This is a genomic window from Nocardia elegans NBRC 108235 (assembly GCF_001612845.1).
Lineage (GTDB): Bacteria > Actinomycetota > Actinomycetes > Mycobacteriales > Mycobacteriaceae > Nocardia > Nocardia nova.
Genome location: NZ_BDBF01000009.1, coordinates 129,953 through 146,762 on the forward strand (window position 1 = coordinate 129,953; position 16,810 = coordinate 146,762).

General features: G+C 64.6%; 2 protein-coding genes. Both read right to left on the minus strand.

Going from position 1 to position 16,810, the window contains the following annotated elements:
• Positions 1 to 26: 26 nt before the first annotated feature.
• Positions 27 to 15,989 carry a non-ribosomal peptide synthetase gene (locus NE2_RS07905; RefSeq protein WP_063025225.1) on the minus strand — a complete coding sequence of 5,321 codons (15,963 nt, stop codon included), beginning with the start codon at positions 15,987 to 15,989 and terminating at the stop codon, positions 27 to 29.
• A 55-nt stretch (positions 15,990 to 16,044) separates the two neighbouring features.
• Complete coding sequence (locus tag NE2_RS07910) at positions 16,045 to 16,806, minus strand: class I SAM-dependent methyltransferase (RefSeq protein WP_063025227.1); 762 nt, start codon at positions 16,804 to 16,806, stop codon at positions 16,045 to 16,047.
• Positions 16,807 to 16,810: the final 4 nt, after the last annotated feature.

A 16,810-nucleotide genomic window follows, 5' to 3' on the forward strand; every position in this document is an offset into this window, starting at 1 on the left:
CAACCTCTCAGTGCGACCAGCGAGTCCTATGACGGCCGCGAAGAATCACTCAAGCGATCGATCAGGAAGCCGAGCCCGGCAGTACCCCCAGTGCCCCGGCTGTTGCCGATGAAGCGGCGGACGACATCCAGATGGTTCAGTCGCCAGCGCGTGAGGCCGGCGATGAACACATCGAGCTGCGCGCCCAGATAGCGGCGCTGCCGGCGGTGGGTGCTGTCGTCGTCGCGCCGGTCGGCCACGATCTCCAGCAGAGCTGCCACGGGAGCATGGCGAACGCCGGCCAGCAAGGTCGCCAACTGGTCCGACTGTGCCGCGCTCACTCCCTGCAATCGAGGCCGGAACTGTTGGAAGGCGTCCACCGCGAGATGCTGTAGGGCGCTCTCTGTCGTCAGCATCAGTTCGAGCACGGCATTGGCACGCTTCAACCGATCGACTGCGGTGTCGAACTCCGCCAGACGGGCGGACTGCAGCGCGAGCTCGAGGTCGAGCAGGATCTGCGAAACCCACAGTTCGGAGGTCTGGTGGACGATCAGGAAGTACCTCTCGTCGCTCCAAGCAAAACGGTCGTCGCCCGCGAACAACGGCTGAACAGCGCCGAGCAGCTCGTCGAGATGAAGGTAGTTCGCGTAACTGAGGCGCTCTTTCCTGGGCTTGTCCTCGGCCTTCTTCTCGGCCTTCTTCTCGGCATCGACGTGCTGACTCTGCTGCGCGGGAGCGGTATCGGACGGCGTCGACGTGGTCCCAGCTTGTCGCGCGTACGCGCAGATACCACCGAGGGCTTCGAACCACAGCCGGCTGAGCTCCGTCATCGCCGCGCGATCGAGCTTGGATGGCGCCCATGTCCACTGGGCGTGCAGGCGCGGGCCGCTGTCGCTGTCGACGGTGACCGCATTGACGGCCGCGGTGTGCGCCAGTGGCATCGCGCGACCGGCATCGCCGTTGTCGGTGAACAACGAACCCCAATAGCCGAGCCGCCAGACGTCACCCTCTGCCGAAGAGTCGAGCACCGGCACGCCCAGGCGCCCCAGATAGTTGAATCCGATCGGCGGGTCGGAGCCGCCCAGGTCGACATCGGCGTTCAGATAGCGCAGCAGACCGTAGGTCACTGGGTTCGGGACCGTACGAAGTTGCTCCTCGGCGTCACGGATCACCGCCCCCAGCGCTGTCTCGCCGGCCGCTACCTGCGCCCACGACAGTCCACCCACCGCCAGCGACACCGGGTATTTGGTCGTGAACCATCCCACGGTGCGCGACAGGTCGACATCGGGGGCCAGCTCCTCCTCGCGCCCGTGGCCCTCGACGTCGATGCCGATCGGCGTGCTGCCGCTGCCGGAAAATTCCGTCCACGCCAAGGCGAACGCGATCAGCAGGACCTCGTGTACCCCGGCATCGAACGCGGCCGGCACCTCACCGAGGATCGTGCGGGTGGTTTCGGCATCCAGCGACACCTCCATGTGCTCAGCGGTGGCGAACGTATCCTCGGGCTGCACCGGCGGGATCGCGGCGGGGATCTCCGCCACCTTCCTCCAAACGGCCGCCTGCCCGACGATTTCCGGGCGGTGCGCGTACTCGGCCAGCAGCGATGCCCACCGGGCAAACGACGTCCCGGCTGTCGGCAACGTGACCTGCTGCCCCGCACGGTGTTGCGCCCAGGCGGTGTTGAGGTCGTCCAGCAGAATCCGCCACGAAACCACGTCGACGGCCAGATGGTTCACTACCAGCACCAACTGGCGCGTGGACGCAACCCACAGCGCGCTGAGCATCACCCCGGCGGCCGGATTCAACCGAGATTGCGCTTTCGTCAGCTCCTCATCGGACAACTCGTCGACCGGTTGCAGACAAGCGCTCGCGTCCACTGCCCCCGCCTCGGGCACCTGCAGCGACCATCCACCGGCGCCGTCGTCGTCGACGCGGAGCCGCAGCATGGCATGCCGATCCAGCAAGGCCTGCACCATCATCACCACGTCGGTCTCGGTGACCTCCGCGGGCGCCTGCAACAACGCCATCAGATTGAACTGCTCGATCGGGCCGTGAACACTGTGCAGCCAGCGCATGATCGGGGTCGCGACCACGTGCCCGACACCGTCGTCGATCGGGCCGTCGGCACTGCCGGCCACCTCCGCCACCTCGGCCAGGCGGGCAACGGTCTGCTCGACGAAGATATCGCGCGGCCTGAACACGAGACCGGCGGTGTGGGCCCGCGCCACCACCTGCATCGACGAAATGCTGTCTCCGCCGAGGTCGAAGAACGAGTCGTCGATGCCGACGTGGTCGAGTCCGAGTGTGTGGGCGTAGATGGTGGTGAGGATTTCTTCTGTGGGATTGGTGGGGGCACGGTATTTGCCGGTGGTGTATTCGGGTGCCGGTAGGGCGCGGGTGTCGAGTTTGCCGTTGACGGTCAGCGGTAGTGCGGGAAGTGTCATGATTGCGGCGGGGATCATGTAGGTGGGGAGTTGCCGGGCGAGTCGGTTGCGTATTTCGGTGGGGTTCGCGGTTCCGGTGATGTAGGCGACGAGGCGTTTGTCTCCGGGGTGGTCTTCGCGGGCGATGACGGCTGCTTGTTCGATGCCGTCGAGTTGTGTGAGGGCGGTGCGGATTTCGCCGCATTCGATGCGGTATCCGCGGATTTTGACTTGTTCGTCGGCGCGGTCCACGTAGTGGAGTTGGCCGTCGTTTCCCCAGCGGACCAGGTCTCCGGTGCGGTACATGCGTGTGCCGGTTCCTCCGAACGGGCAGGGCACGAACCGCGTTGCGGTCAACGTGGGTCTGCGCCAGTACCCGCAGCTGACTCCGTCACCGGCGACATACAACTCGCCGGGCACACCCACCGGTACCGGCCGTAGCCGTTCATCCAGCACGAAGAGTGCTGCTGTGGGTACCGGTGAGCCGATCGGTGGTGTTCCGGATTCAGGTGTCAAGGGTGGGGTGAGGGTGACGCACATGGTGGTTTCGGTGGGTCCGTAGCCGTTGATGACTGTGTGTTCGGGTGCCCAGCTGTCTACTACCTGGGCGGGGCAGGTTTCACCGCCGAGTATCAGTGTCAGCGGTTCCAGGTCGTGTGGTGTGAGCATTGCTGCGGCGGTAGGTGTTTGGGTCAGCGTGGTGACGTGTTCGGCGGCAAGAAGGTCGTGGAAGTCGTTGGGGGAGAGGGTGATCGAGTCGGGGATGACGACGAGTCGTCCGCCGTGGAGTAGCGGGCTCCAGATTTCCCATACGGAGACGTCGAAGGCGAGTGAATGACACTGTGCCCATACCTGTTTCGACGCGGGTGTAGGGCCGGTGTCCAGGGTAGTCAGTAGTTGGGTGATGTTGTGGTGGGTGGTGGCCACGCCTTTGGGCACCCCGGTGGTGCCGGAGGTGTAGATGAGGTAGGCGATGGTGTCCGGGCGTGGCGCTGGTAGTGGGGTGCTGGGTTGGGTGTCGATTGCGGGGTCGTTGATATCGATGATCGGTATGTCGATTCCGTCGAGTCGTTCGGATAGATCGGCGGTGGTGATGACGGCCGCGGGTGTGGCGTCGGTGAGCATGAATTCGATTCGTGCTCTTGGGTGTTCGGGATCGATGGGTAGGTAGGCGGCCCCAGTCTCGAGTACTGCGGTGATGGCGGTGATCGCTTGTGCTGTGCGTTGCATCAGTAGCCCGACCACGCATCCGGAACCCACACCGTGGTCGCTGAGCAGGTGTGCCAACCGGTTCGCCGCCTCGTCGAGTTGCCGGTAGGTCCAGGAGTCTTCGCCGCAGCTCAGTGCTATTGCGTTGGGGGTGCGGGTGACCTGTGCGGCGAACAATGCCGGAACCGACATCGCCGATGGTGTGCGCGTACGCAACACGGCGCGGTTGCTGAGTTCATCCAGCCGGGTGTGTTCGGATTCGTCGAGCAGGTCCACTGATGACAGTGGTTGTCCCGGGTCGCGGGTCAGTTCGGTCAGTGTTCGTTCGAGCCGCTGGATGAGTGTTTCGATGGTGGTGGTGTCGAAGATGTCGGTGCGGAATTCCGCTGCGCCGGTGAGTCCCGCCGGTTCGCCGTTGTCGGTGAAGCGTTCGCCGAGGGAGAACGCCAGGTCCATACGGGCGGTGTGGGTATCCACCGGGAGCGAGCTGATCTGAAGGTCGTCCAATACCAAACCGGCTGCGGGGTCGTTGTTTCCGGTGAAGTTCTGCCAGGCCAGCAGCACTTGGATGAGGGGGTGATGCCTCAGTGATCTGGCTGGGTTGAGTCGTTCGACCAGGACTTCGAAGGGTACGTGTTGGTGTTCGAAGGATTCGACGCTGCGGGTGCGGATTTGGGTGAGTAGGTCGGTGAGGGTGGGATCGCCGGTCAGGTCGACTCGGAGGACGAGGGTGTTGACGAAGAAGCCGACCAATTCGTCGAGGGCGGGGTCGTCGCGGCCGGCGACCGCGAATCCGATTGCCACATCGGGGCTGGCGCTGAGTTTCGACAACAGCACGGTCAGGGCGGTTTGGATGACCATGAAGTTGGTCGCGTTGTGTCGGCGTGCGATCCGGCTGATTTGTTGGTGTAGTTCGGGGGGCCATTCGATTTCTACGGTGGCGCCGTGGTGGTCGGTGGTTGGTGGGTAGGGTCGGTCGGTCGGTAGTTCGAGGTGTTCGGGCATTCCGGCGAGGGTGTGTTCCCAGTACTCGAGTTCGGTGGTGATGGGGCTGTGGGGGTCGTGTAGGTCGCCGAGCCGGGTGCGTTGCCAGAGTGTGTAGTCGATGTATTGCACCGCCAACGGCGACCGATCCGGCGCCCGGCCCGCGCACCGGCCGGCATACGCCACACTCAAATCGGCGGCCAGCGGCCTCAGCGACCAGCCGTCCGCAGCGATATGGTGCATCACGATCACCAGCACGTGTTCTCGATCGGCAACTCCGAAAAGCCGTGCCCGCAAAGGAATCTCGGCCGCCAAGTCGAACGGGTAGCATGCCGCCGCGTTGACCGCCGCGTCCAGCTGGGTGCCCGACCACCCGGTCGTATCGACAACCTCCCACCCGAAATCGACCCGCTCGACGGGGATAACCACCTGCCGGGGCGTTCCCTCGACCGTGCCGAACACCGTGCGTAGGCTTTCATGACGGCCCACCACATCGGCCAGCGCTGCACGCAGCGCCTCGACATCGAGCCCACCGCTCAACCGCAACGCCGCCGCCACGTTGTAGAGCGGGGAGGGGCCCTCCAGTTGGTCGATGAACCACAATCGTTGCTGGGCATACGACAACGGAATCACCGCGGGTCGTTCGACGGGTGTCAGTCGTGGGAGTCGGCTCGAACCCGCGCGACCGATACCGGAGGCCAGCCGGGCAACGGTGGGTGTGTCGAATACGGTGCGTACCGAGAGGTCGGTGTCGAGTGCGGTGTTGATCGCGGCGATCAGGCGCATCGCCGATAGTGAGTCTCCGCCGAGGTCGAAGAACGAGTCGTCGATGCCGACGTGGTCGAGTCCGAGTGTGTGGGCGTAGATGGCGGTGAGGATTTCCTCGACGGGGGTGCTTGGCGCGCGATACCCGCTCGCCGCGTATTCGGGTACCGGGAGGGCACGGGTGTCGAGTTTGCCGTTGACGGTCAGTGGTAGCGCGGGCAATGTCATGACTGCCGCGGGGATCATGTAGGCGGGAAGTCGTTCGGCGAGTTGGGTGCGTATGTCGGTGGGGTTTGCCGTGCCGGTGATGTAGGCGACGAGGCGCTTGTCCCCGGGGCTGTCTTCGCGGGCGATCACTGCCACCTGTTCCACCCCGTCCAATCCGGTCAGGGCATCCCGAACTTCGCCGCATTCGATGCGATATCCGCGGATTTTGACCTGTTCGTCGGCGCGGGCCACATATCGCAGCTGACCATCGTGTCCCCAGCGGACGAGGTCGCCGGTGCGGTACATGCGTGTCCCGGGCTGCCCGAACGGGCAGGCGGTGAATCGCGTCGCGGTCAGTGCGGTGCGCCGCCAGTATCCGCCGGCGACTCCCGCGCCGGCGACGTACAGTTCGCCGGTGACGCCGATCGGCACGCGCTGTAGTCGGTTATCGAGGACGAACAACGCTGCCCCGGCTACCGGTGCCCCGATCGGCGGAGCTCCCGATCCGGGTGTCAAGGGTGGGGTGAGGGTGACGCACATGGTGGTTTCGGTGGGGCCGTAGCCGTTGATCACCGTGTGTGCGGGCGCCCATTGGTCTATCACACGGGCGGGGCAAGTTTCACCGCCGAGTATCAGTGTCAGCGGTTCCAGGTCGTGTGGCGTGAGCATTGCTGCCGCAGTCGGTGTTTGGGTCAACACCGTGACGTGTTCGGAGGCAAGAAGGTCGTGGAAGTCGTTGGGGGAGAGGGTGATCGAGTCGGGTATGACGACGAGTCGTCCGCCGTGGAGTAACGGGGCCCAGATTTCCCACACAGAAATGTCGAAGGCGAGCGAATGACATTGCGCCCATACCTGTTCGGAGGCGGGTGTAGGGCCGGTGTCCAGGGTCGTCAGTAGTTGGGTGATGTTGTGGTGGGTGGTGGCCACGCCTTTGGGCACCCCGGTGGTGCCGGAGGTGTAGATGAGGTAGGCGATGGTGTCCGGGCGCGGCGCTGGTAGTGAGGTGCTGGGTTGGATGTCGATTACGGGGTCGTTGATATCGATGATCGGTATGTCGATTCCGTCGAGTCGTCCGGCCAGGTCGGCGGTGGTGATCACGGCCGCGGGTGTGGCGTCGGTGAGCATGAATTCGATTCGTGCTCTTGGGTGTTCGGGATCGATGGGTAGGTATGCCGCTCCGGTTTCGAGTACTGCGGTGATGGCGGTGATCGCTTGTGCCGAGCGTTGCATCAGTAGCCCGACCACGCATCCGGGACCCACCCCGTGGTCGGTGAGCAGGTGGGCCAGCCGGTTCGCCGCCTCGTCGAGCTGCCGGTAACTGTATGAACGATCGCCGCAGCTCAATGCTGTTGCGTTGGGGGTGCGGGCGACTTGTTCGGCGAACAGTTCCGGTACCGATTTCATCGACGGTGGGCGGGTTCGCAATACGGCGCGGTTGCCGATCTCGTCCAACCGGGTGTGTTCGGTCTCGTCGAGCAGGTCTATCGATGACAGTGGTTGTTCCGGGTTGGTGGTGACGGCGTTCAGTGTTCGTTGCAGCCGGTCGACGAATGTTTCGATGGTGGTGGTGTCGAAGATGTCGGTGCGGAATTCCACTGCTCCGCCGAGTCCGGCGGGTTCGCCGGTATCGGTGAAGCGTTCGCCGAGGGAGAACGCTATGTCCATGCGGGCGGTGTGGGTATCCACCGGAAGCGAGGTGACCTGGAGGTCTTCCAGCGCCAAACCGGCTGCGGGGTCGTTGTTTCCGGTGAAGTTCTGCCAGGCCAGCAGAACCTGGATCAGCGGGTGATGTGTCAATGATCTGGCCGGATTGAGTCGTTCCACCAGTACCTCGAACGGGATGTGCCGGTGTTCGAACGCATCCAGGCTGCGGGCGCGGACCTGGGCCAACAGGTCGGTGAAGGTGGGATCGCCGGTCAGGTCGACTCGCAGTATCAAGGTGTTGACGAAGAAGCCGACCAACTCGTCGAGGGCGGGATCATCACGACCGGCGACGGCAAAGCCGACCGCTACGTCGGGGTCGGCGCTGATCTTAGACAACAGCACCGTCAGGGCGGTTTGGATGACCATGAAGCCGGTCGCGTTGTGTTCGCGCGCGGTCCGGTTGATCTGCTGCTGCAGTCCCGCCGGCCATTCGACTCTCAGGCTGGCGCCGTGGTGGTCGGTGGTTGGTGGGTAGGGTCGGTCGGTGGGGAGTTCGAGGTGTTCGGGCATTCCGGCGAGGGTGTGTTCCCAGTACTCGAGTTCGGTGGTGATGGGGCTGTGGGGGTCGTGTAGGTCACCAAGCCAGGTGCGTTGCCAGAGTGTGTAGTCGATGTATTGCACCGGCAGCGGTGCCCGATCCGGTGCGTGGCCGTGTCGGCGGGCTCGGTATGCCTGGCTGACGTCGCGGGCCATGGGAATCGGTGACCATCCGTCGAAAGCGATGTGGTGCAACACGATTGCGACGATGTGCTGTTCGGGTCCTATCGAGTAGATGTGGGCGCGGATCGGGATTTCGGTCGAGAGGTCGAATCGGTATCCGGCCAGTTCGGCCAAGGCGTCGTCGATGTCTTGTTCGGGCAGTGGTATTGCTGCTGGGCCGTCGCGTCGCCACATTCCCGGTCGGGTCGGCAGTACCTGTTGGAATGGCACGCCGTCGGTGTCGGGGAATATGGTGCGCAGTGATTCGTGGCGGGCCAGGACGTCGTCGAGGGCTGCGTCCAGTGCTTCGATATCCAGCTCCCCGCTGATTCGGAAAGCGATGGGCATGTTGTAGACCGGGGACCGGCCTTGTAGTTGGTCGATGAACCACAATCGTTGCTGGGCATACGACAACGGAACGCGCTCGGGGCGTTCGACGGGTACCAGTCGTGGGGCTCGGCTCGAACCCGCACCATCGATACCGAGGGCCAGCCGGGCAACGGTGGGTGTGTCGAACACGGTGCGTACCGAGAGGTCGGTGTCGAGCGTGGTGTTGATCGCGGCGATCAAGCGCATGGCCGACAGTGAATCTCCGCCGAGATCGAAGAACGAGTCGTCGACCCCGATGTGGTCGAGTCCGAGTATCCGAGCGTAGAGCGTGGTGAGGATTTCCTCGACGGGGGTGCTCGGGGCGCGATACCCGCCGGCGGTGTACTCCGGTGCCGGTAGGGCGCGGATGTCGAGCTTGCCGTTGACCGTCAGCGGTAGCGCCGCCACCGCCATCACCGCCGCCGGAATCATGTAGGTGGGAAGGTGTTCGGCGAGTTGGGTGCGTATCGTGGCGGGGTTTGCGGTTCCGGTGATGTAGGCGACGAGGCGTTTGTCTCCGGGGTGGTCTTCGCGGGCGATGACGGCTGCTTGTTCGATGCCGTCGAGTTGTGTGAGGGCGGTGCGGATTTCGCCGCATTCGATGCGGTATCCGCGGATTTTGACCTGTTCGTCGGCGCGGTCCACGTAGTGGAGTTGGCCGTCGTTTCCCCAGCGGACGAGATCTCCCGTGCGATACATCCGGGCCCCGGGCGCGGCGTATGGGCAAGCCACGAACCGTGTCGCGGTCAGTGCGCCGCGACGCCAATAGCCGCAGCTGACTCCGTCACCGGCCACATACAACTCACCTGTCACACCAACCGGCACCGGCCGTAGCCAGCGGTCGAGGACGAACAACGCTGCACCCGGTACGGGTGAACCGATCGGTGGTGTCCCTGAACCCGGCGCCAATGGCGCAGTCAAGGAAACACACATGGTGGTTTCGGTGGGTCCGTAGCCGTTGATGACCGTGTGTGTGGGCGCCCAGCGGTCTATCACTTGGGCCGGGCAGCGTTCGCCGCCGAGTATCAATGTCAGCGGTTCCAGGCCTTCTGGTGTGAGCATTGCTGCGGCAGTGGGGGTTTGGGTCAACACGGTGACGTGTTCGGCGGCAAGAAGGTCGTGGAAGTCGCCGGGGGAGAGGGTGATCGAGTCGGGGATGACGACGAGTCGTCCGCCGTGGAGTAGCGGGCTCCAGATTTCCCATACGGAGACGTCGAAGGCCAGCGAATGACACTGTGCCCATACCTGTTTCGACGCGGGTGTGGGGCCGGTGTTCAGAGTTGTCAGTAGTTGGGTGATGTTGTGGTGGGTGGTGGCCACGCCTTTGGGGATCCCGGTGGTGCCGGAGGTGTAGATGAGGTAGGCGATGGTGTCCGGGCGTGGCGCCGGGAGTGCGGTGCTGGGTTGACTTTCCAGGGTCGGGTCGTTGATATCGATGATCGGTATGTCGATTCCGTCGAGTCGTCCGGCCAGGTCAGAGGTGGTGATGACCGCCACGGACGTGGCGTCGGTGAGCATGAATTCGATTCGTGCTCTTGGGTGTTCTGGATCGATGGGTAGGTAGGCCGCCCCAGTCTCGAGCACTGCCGCTATCGCGGTGATGGCTTGTGCTGTGCGTTGCATCAGCAGTCCGACCACGCATCCGGAACCCACCCCGTGGTCGCTGAGCAGATGTGACAACCGGTTCGCGGCTTGCTCGAGCTGCAGGTAGGTCCATGAACGAGCACCGCAGCTCAAGGCTGTTGCGTTGGGGGTGCGGGCCACTTGTTCGGCGAACAACGCCGGAACCGACATCGCCGAGCGCGTGTGCGTGTGCAGTACGGCGCGGTTGCCGATCTCGTCCAGCCGGGTGTGTTCGGTCTGGTCGAGCAGGTCCACCGACGACAATGACCGCCCCGGGTCGCTGGTGATGGCGATCAGTGTTCGTTCCAGCCGTTGGATGAGTGTTTCGATGGTGGTGGCGTCGAAGATGTCGGTGCGGAATTCCACTGTGCCGGTGAGTCCGGCGGAGTCGCCGGTGTCGGTGAAGCGTTCCCCGAGGGAGAACGCTAGGTCCATGCGGGCGCTGTGGGTGTCCAACGGAAGCGAGGTGACGTCGAGGTTTTCGAGCTGCAACCCGGCGGTGGATTCGTTGTTCTCGGCGAAGTTCTGCCAGGCCAGCAGCACTTGGACGAGGGGATGATGCACCAGTGACCTGGCGGGGTTGAGCCGCTCGACCAGTACTTCGAACGGTACGTGTTGGTATTCGAACGCTTCGAGGCTGCGTGTGCGGACCTGAGTGAGTAACTCGGTGAAGGTGGGATCGCCGGTCAGGTCGACTCGGAGGACGAGGGTGTTGACGAAGAAGCCGACCAATTCGTCGAGGGCGGGGTCGTCGCGGCCGGCGACCGCAAATCCGATTGCCACATCGGGGCTGGCGCTGATTGTGGACAGGAGGACCGCGATGGCGGCCTGGATGACCATGAAGCCGGTCGCGTTGTGTTCGCGCGCGGTCCGGTTGATCTGCTGCTGCAATTCCGCGGGCCATTCGACTTTCAGGCTGGCGCCGTGGTGGTCGGTGGTTGGTGGGTAGGGTCGGTCGGTGGGGAGTTCGAGGTGTTCGGGCATTCCGGCGAGGGTGTGTTCCCAGTACTCGAGTTCGGTGGTGATGGGGCTGTGGGGGTCGTGTAGGTCGCCGAGTTGGGTGCGTTGCCAGAGTGTGTAGTCGATGTATTGCACCGGCAGCGGTGCCCGATCCGGTGCGTGGCCGTGTCGGCGGGCTCGGTATGCCTGGCTGACGTCGCGGGCCATGGGAATCGGTGACCATCCGTCGAAAGCGATGTGGTGCAACACGATTGCGACGATGTGCTGTTCGGGTCCTATCGAGTAGATGTGGGCGCGGATCGGGATTTCGGTCGAGAGGTCGAATCGGTATCCGGCCAGTTCGGCCAAGGCGTCGTCGATGTTTTTTTCGGGCAGCGGTATTGCTGCTGGGCCGTCGCGTCGCCACATTCCTGGTCGGGCCGGCAGCACTTGCTGGAATGGCACGCCGTCGGTGTCGGGGAATATGGTGCGCAGTGATTCGTGGCGGGCGAGTACGTCGTCGAGGGCTGCGTCCAGTGCTTGGACGTCGAGTTCCCCGGTGATCCGGAAAGCGATCGGCATGTTGTAGACCGGGGAGGGGCCTTGTAGTTGGTCGATGAACCACAACCGTTGCTGGGCATACGACAACGGAACGCGCTCAGGGCGCGGCATGGCCTGCAGCGGCGAGCGAGCGGGCTCGCCACGATGCGAGTGCAGATAGTCGGCGAGACCCTCGACCGTGGACGCGTCGAACAGATACCGGACCGGCACTTCTCGGCCCAGCGCGAACTGCAGCCGCGCGCTCACCCGGGTAGCAGTCAACGAGTTTCCACCCAGGGCGAAGAAATCGTCATCGAGCCCCGCTCGGTCTCGACCCAATACCTCCGCGAACACCTCGGCGACGATCTTCTCGACCCGAGTCCGCGGCGCCCGGAAGGGCGTGGCAGCAAACATCGGTGCCGGCAAGGCCTTACGGTCGATTTTGCCCGAGGAGGTCAGCGGGAACTCGTCGAGCACCACAATCTGCGCCGGCACCATGTACTCGGGCAACCACGCGCTCAACCGCCGACGGACGGCGCTGATTTCGGTGTTGGTGTGCGGGTCATTGGCGTGGGTGGTGATCCGATGGTCTCCGGTGTTGGGCAGGTAGAGCTCGCTCAGCGGTGGGGTGGGCCGGCGGTCGGGGTCGGTGGGAGTGATGAAAGCGGCATCGAGGGTGCCGGGCTGGGCGCCCCAGGTAACGGCAACGTGGTAGCCGGTGGTTTCGCCCAAGCGGTGCAGCTGTTCGGGTGTAGTGGTGTCGGAGGTCGCGGCGGCCCGGGCGAGTGCGTCGGCCAGGGGTAACCCGTCTGCGAGGGCGTGTTCGATGCGGACATCGGTGATCAGTCCGGTACGGGGGATGCCGGTAATGCGCACGGTGGCGGGATGTCGGGAGATCAGCTCGGCGTGCAGACCGCGCAGCCCGGCGAATCGGGTCCATGCCCAAGAGGGTGCCGTTGCCAGTGAGCGGACCGGAGTGGGCGTTTTATAGACGGTGACGTCGTACCGGTACCTGTTGAGTTCGTTATCGGCCGATCCGCGTTTGACCTGTATGTCGAGTCCGGCCACCGACGGACGACCGGCGGCCCAGCCGGTGAAGAACTCGGGGGCCAGCAGCAATTCGGGTTCGCTGAGCACGGCGAGCCGGACTTGCCGGCGGATCTCGGCGGCGTCGGTGGTGGCGGTGCGGGCCAGCGCGACCGCCGTGTGAAACGCTGCCTGCAGGGTGTGATTACGGACGTCGCCGATGAACATCGCCCCACCGGGGGCCAGCAGATCCATAGCGGCATCGCTCACCCTGGTCAGATAATCCTTATTGGGGAAGTACTGGACGACCGAGTTGAGAATGATCGTGTCGAAGTAGCCCCGCGGCAATGCCTCGGTGACGTGAGCCGGCTGGGTCAGCAGCTGGACTCGGTCACGCCACGGGATCTGCAACTGGTCGAGCGAGTGCGCGAGATTGTCGATCGCCACCGCTGACACGTCGGTGGCAACATAGCGCTCACACCGCGGGGCGATCTGTGACAACACCAGCCCGGAGCCCGCACCGATCTCCAACACCCGCCGCGGCTGCAGCGCGAGGATCCGATCCACCGTGGCCGCACGCCACTCCATCATCTCCTCGAGCGGAATCGGATCATCGGTGTAGCTGCTGTTCCAGCCCCGGAAATCCATGCCGAACTCCGACGACGCCACCTCGGCGTCGTACAGCTCGTTGTTCATGTGCCGCCACTGTCCGACGATGTCGGCATCGTGATCGGTGGCGGTGTGATCGAGGGTGATGTAGGCGATGAGGTGGGCACCGGTGCTGCTCCGGTGCATGGTTGCGGCGGCCTGGGTGACCTGTGGGCAGGCCAGCAGCGTGTTCTCGATTTCACCCAGTTCGATGCGTTGCCCGCGCAGCTTGATCTGGGTGTCGGCGCGGCCCACGTACACCAGGGTGCCGGTGGAGGTCCAGCGCACCAGGTCACCGGTGCGGTACACACGCGCCCCGGCGACTCCGTAGGGGTTGGCCACGAATCGTTCCGCGGTCAAGTCCGGCCGGTCCACATAGCCGCGCGCCAGCGCGGGCCCGCCCAGATACAGCTCGCCCACCACCCCGACCGGGGTCGGGTTCAGCCGCGCGTCGAGCACGAGCGCGCATATCCCAGGAATCGGGGTGCCGATGCTGACCGGCTGCCTCGACGACAGTGGCGCAAGGGTGGCACCGATGGTGGTCTCGGTGGGGCCGTAGCCGTTGAACATTTGCCGTCCCGGAGCCCAGGCGGCCACCAACTCCTCCGGGCAGGCCTCCCCGGTAGTGACCAGTGTGCCGACTCGGTCCAGCCGGGCCCGATCCAGCGACGACAGCACCGTCGGCGTCAACACCGCCGCGCTGACCTGCTGGTCCTGCAGGAACGCGGTCAACGCCTCCCCGGCATACACCGCCGGCGGTGCCACCACCAGCGCCGCGGCCGACCCGACTGCCCACAAGATATCGAAGATCGACGCATCGAAGGTCGGCGCGGCCACCATCGAAATCCGCGCATCCGCGCCCAGCCCGAACACCGCCCGCTGCGCCGCGGCCAGCCCCAACAGACCGGCATGGCTGACCGCCACTCCCTTGGGGGCACCGGTGGATCCCGAGGTGAACATGGCATACGCGGTGTTGTCCACCCTCAGCCCCGCCAGCCGATCGGCGTCGGTGATCGCCTCCGCGGACCGCCCGGACACATCCGGAGCGTCGATGCGCACTATCGCACGCGCCGCGGCCCCGGCTACCGTGTCGGACCCGCAGGTCAACACGCACACGGCCCCCACCGCGTCCAGCACCGTGGAGATTCGCTCGACCGGATGGGCGTGGTCCAGCGGCACATACACCCCGCCGGCCTTGACCACCGCCCACCATGCCACCACCAACTCCACACGGCGATCCATCGCCACACCCACCGCGCGCTCCGGGCCCACGCCCTCCTCGATCAGCACCCGCGCCACCCTCGTCGACCACCGATCGAGCTCGCGATACGACACCTCCCGGGCACCGTCGACGACTGCCGGCGCGTCCGGGCCGGCCGCCACCGCCGCCGCCAGCAACTGCGGCGCCAACCCGACCGGCGCCGCCACTCGGGCACCGGACCACACCGACAGCACCAGATCGCGCTCACCGGTGGCCAGCAACGACACCTCTCCCACCGTCACCGACGAGTCCGCCACCACAAGGCGGTCGAAAAGCATCTCCAAACGGGTTATGTGCCTGGCGATGTCGTCGGCGGCGTACCGATCCGGATTCCACATGAACTGAATTCGCGGCGTGCCATCACCCAATTGCGGATAGATGTTGATTGCGCAGTCTTGTATGGGATAGGTGGTCAATACGTTGTACGTCACTTCGGAAGGCCCGAAATGCAACGGGGTGGCGAAGTCGAGGATGTTGATCGCCGGACCGAATTCTATGTTCATGTCGGGTCGGGTTGCCTCGGCGATCAGGTCCGGCCAGCGCCGGAATTGTTGGTGCCGCAGCGCGCCGACTATGGACTCGGCTACCTGATCGGTCAGTACGCCGATGGTGTCGCCGTCATGGACTCGAATGAGCAGCGGCACCATGTTCGAGACCATGCCCGTACATCCTTTCAGGGCCGCAGTCGTGCGTGCCGACACCGGCAGAGACAACGAAACATCTTGCTGTCCTGTGGTTTTCGCGATGAACACCGCTACCGTCGCGACAACCCTTGCGACATCGAGTCGGACAGGCCGGTTCTCCTCGAATCGATGCGTGTACACCAGTTCACGAACCAACGGGTGGCGTGGTGCCACCGGCCTGCGCGTCCCGCCCAGGTCGGTGATGTCCAGAGGTTCACGCACGACGGTTTTCCAGTACTCGGCATCGGCACGACTGCGCGAAGACTGCTGATACTTCTGATCCGCGTTGCGGATCAGGTCGAATTCGGAGAAGTCGACTTCGCCGGTGTCGGGCACTGCTCCCGAATAGACGGCCGCGATGTGCCGGACCATGGTGTGGGCGCCGTACCCGTCCAAGAGAACGTGGTGTGTGCGCAGGTAGAAATACGACAGATCGTCGGTGATGCGCAGCAGCGCAAACTCGGTGAGTCGGTCACGGACCAGATCGATCGGCCGGCGGTAGTCGTTGTCCATCCAGCCGCGCGCAGCGGATACCGGGTCACGCTCGGCGCGCAGATCGATACAGCGAATGGTCCGCGGAAACGAGCGATCGACTATGAAAACCGGTTCGCCGTCGTCGAGGGATAGCCGCGCGCACGGTGTGCCGAACCGCGTTGCCGCCGATTCGCACGCAACCATGAGCCTCTCGGCATCGACATCGTGATCGATCGCCAGAAAAACGGCAACGTTGTAAGGGACTTCGGGCCGGAGTTGCTGGGCAGCCCATATCGACCTCTGAGCGGCGGTTAAGGACCCCAGCACCTCCGGATGGACACCGTAGTTGAGCATGATGACGAATTCCGTGTAAGTCTTCGAAGCGTCGAATCCCGGCAACCAGACGACCGATTCGGTGATCTCATGCCGGCTGTAGCGGTGATCGTGATGGCACACAGTGCGCCCATAGCCGTGGTCACGAACCCCGATGCCGATCGGTTCAATCGAATGTTCATCGGGCAGAACTGGCCACCGCGATCTGGGGGCTTCCGGGGAGAACGGCTGCCTGCCTGCGCAAGTCGAGGGTGATCGCCGGGTCGGCGTATCGGGCCAACGCGCGCAGCGCCGACGGGCCGTAGGCGCGCAACGAGCTGATCAACGCGTCGTGCCAGTACGGAAAGATCACCAACGGCAGCGCCGGCGCCAGCATGACGAGGTGCAGTAACGAAGGCGGACGCGACAAGTCGATGATCAGCAGTTTCGCGGCGGCGCGGGTGCCTTCCGCGAACACCCGGGCAGCCAGCGGTGGTGGCAGATGGTGCAGGGACTGCACGAACACGGCGAGGTCGTAGAACCCGTCGGGCGCGTCGATGGCAGTGGCGTCCATCTCGCGCACGGTGGCCCGCGGATGACTGCCCAAATCACCGGCGGCGATCGCAGCGACAGAGGCGGGTTCGATGTCGGTGACCGTGACGTCGGCGGTGGGATGCATCTCCAGCAGCGCGCGCGATAGTCCTCCGTGGCCGGAGCCGAGTTCCAGGATCTTGGGCTCGCGCACGTCGGTGACCTCGTCGAGCACGATGCGCGCGAGCTTCCGATGTATCCCGAAAAACCTTTCTCCGCGGTCCAGAGAACGAATGATTTTGCGCTTCCGATCATCGACGTCGTCACGGTCGAGGTACTCCAGACGATCGGTTTCCAACCGCCTGTCCAGCCACGACGCATCCGGTCCGCCGCGCGGCATGCGGTTGATGTCGAAGGTCTCCGTGGTCATAGCG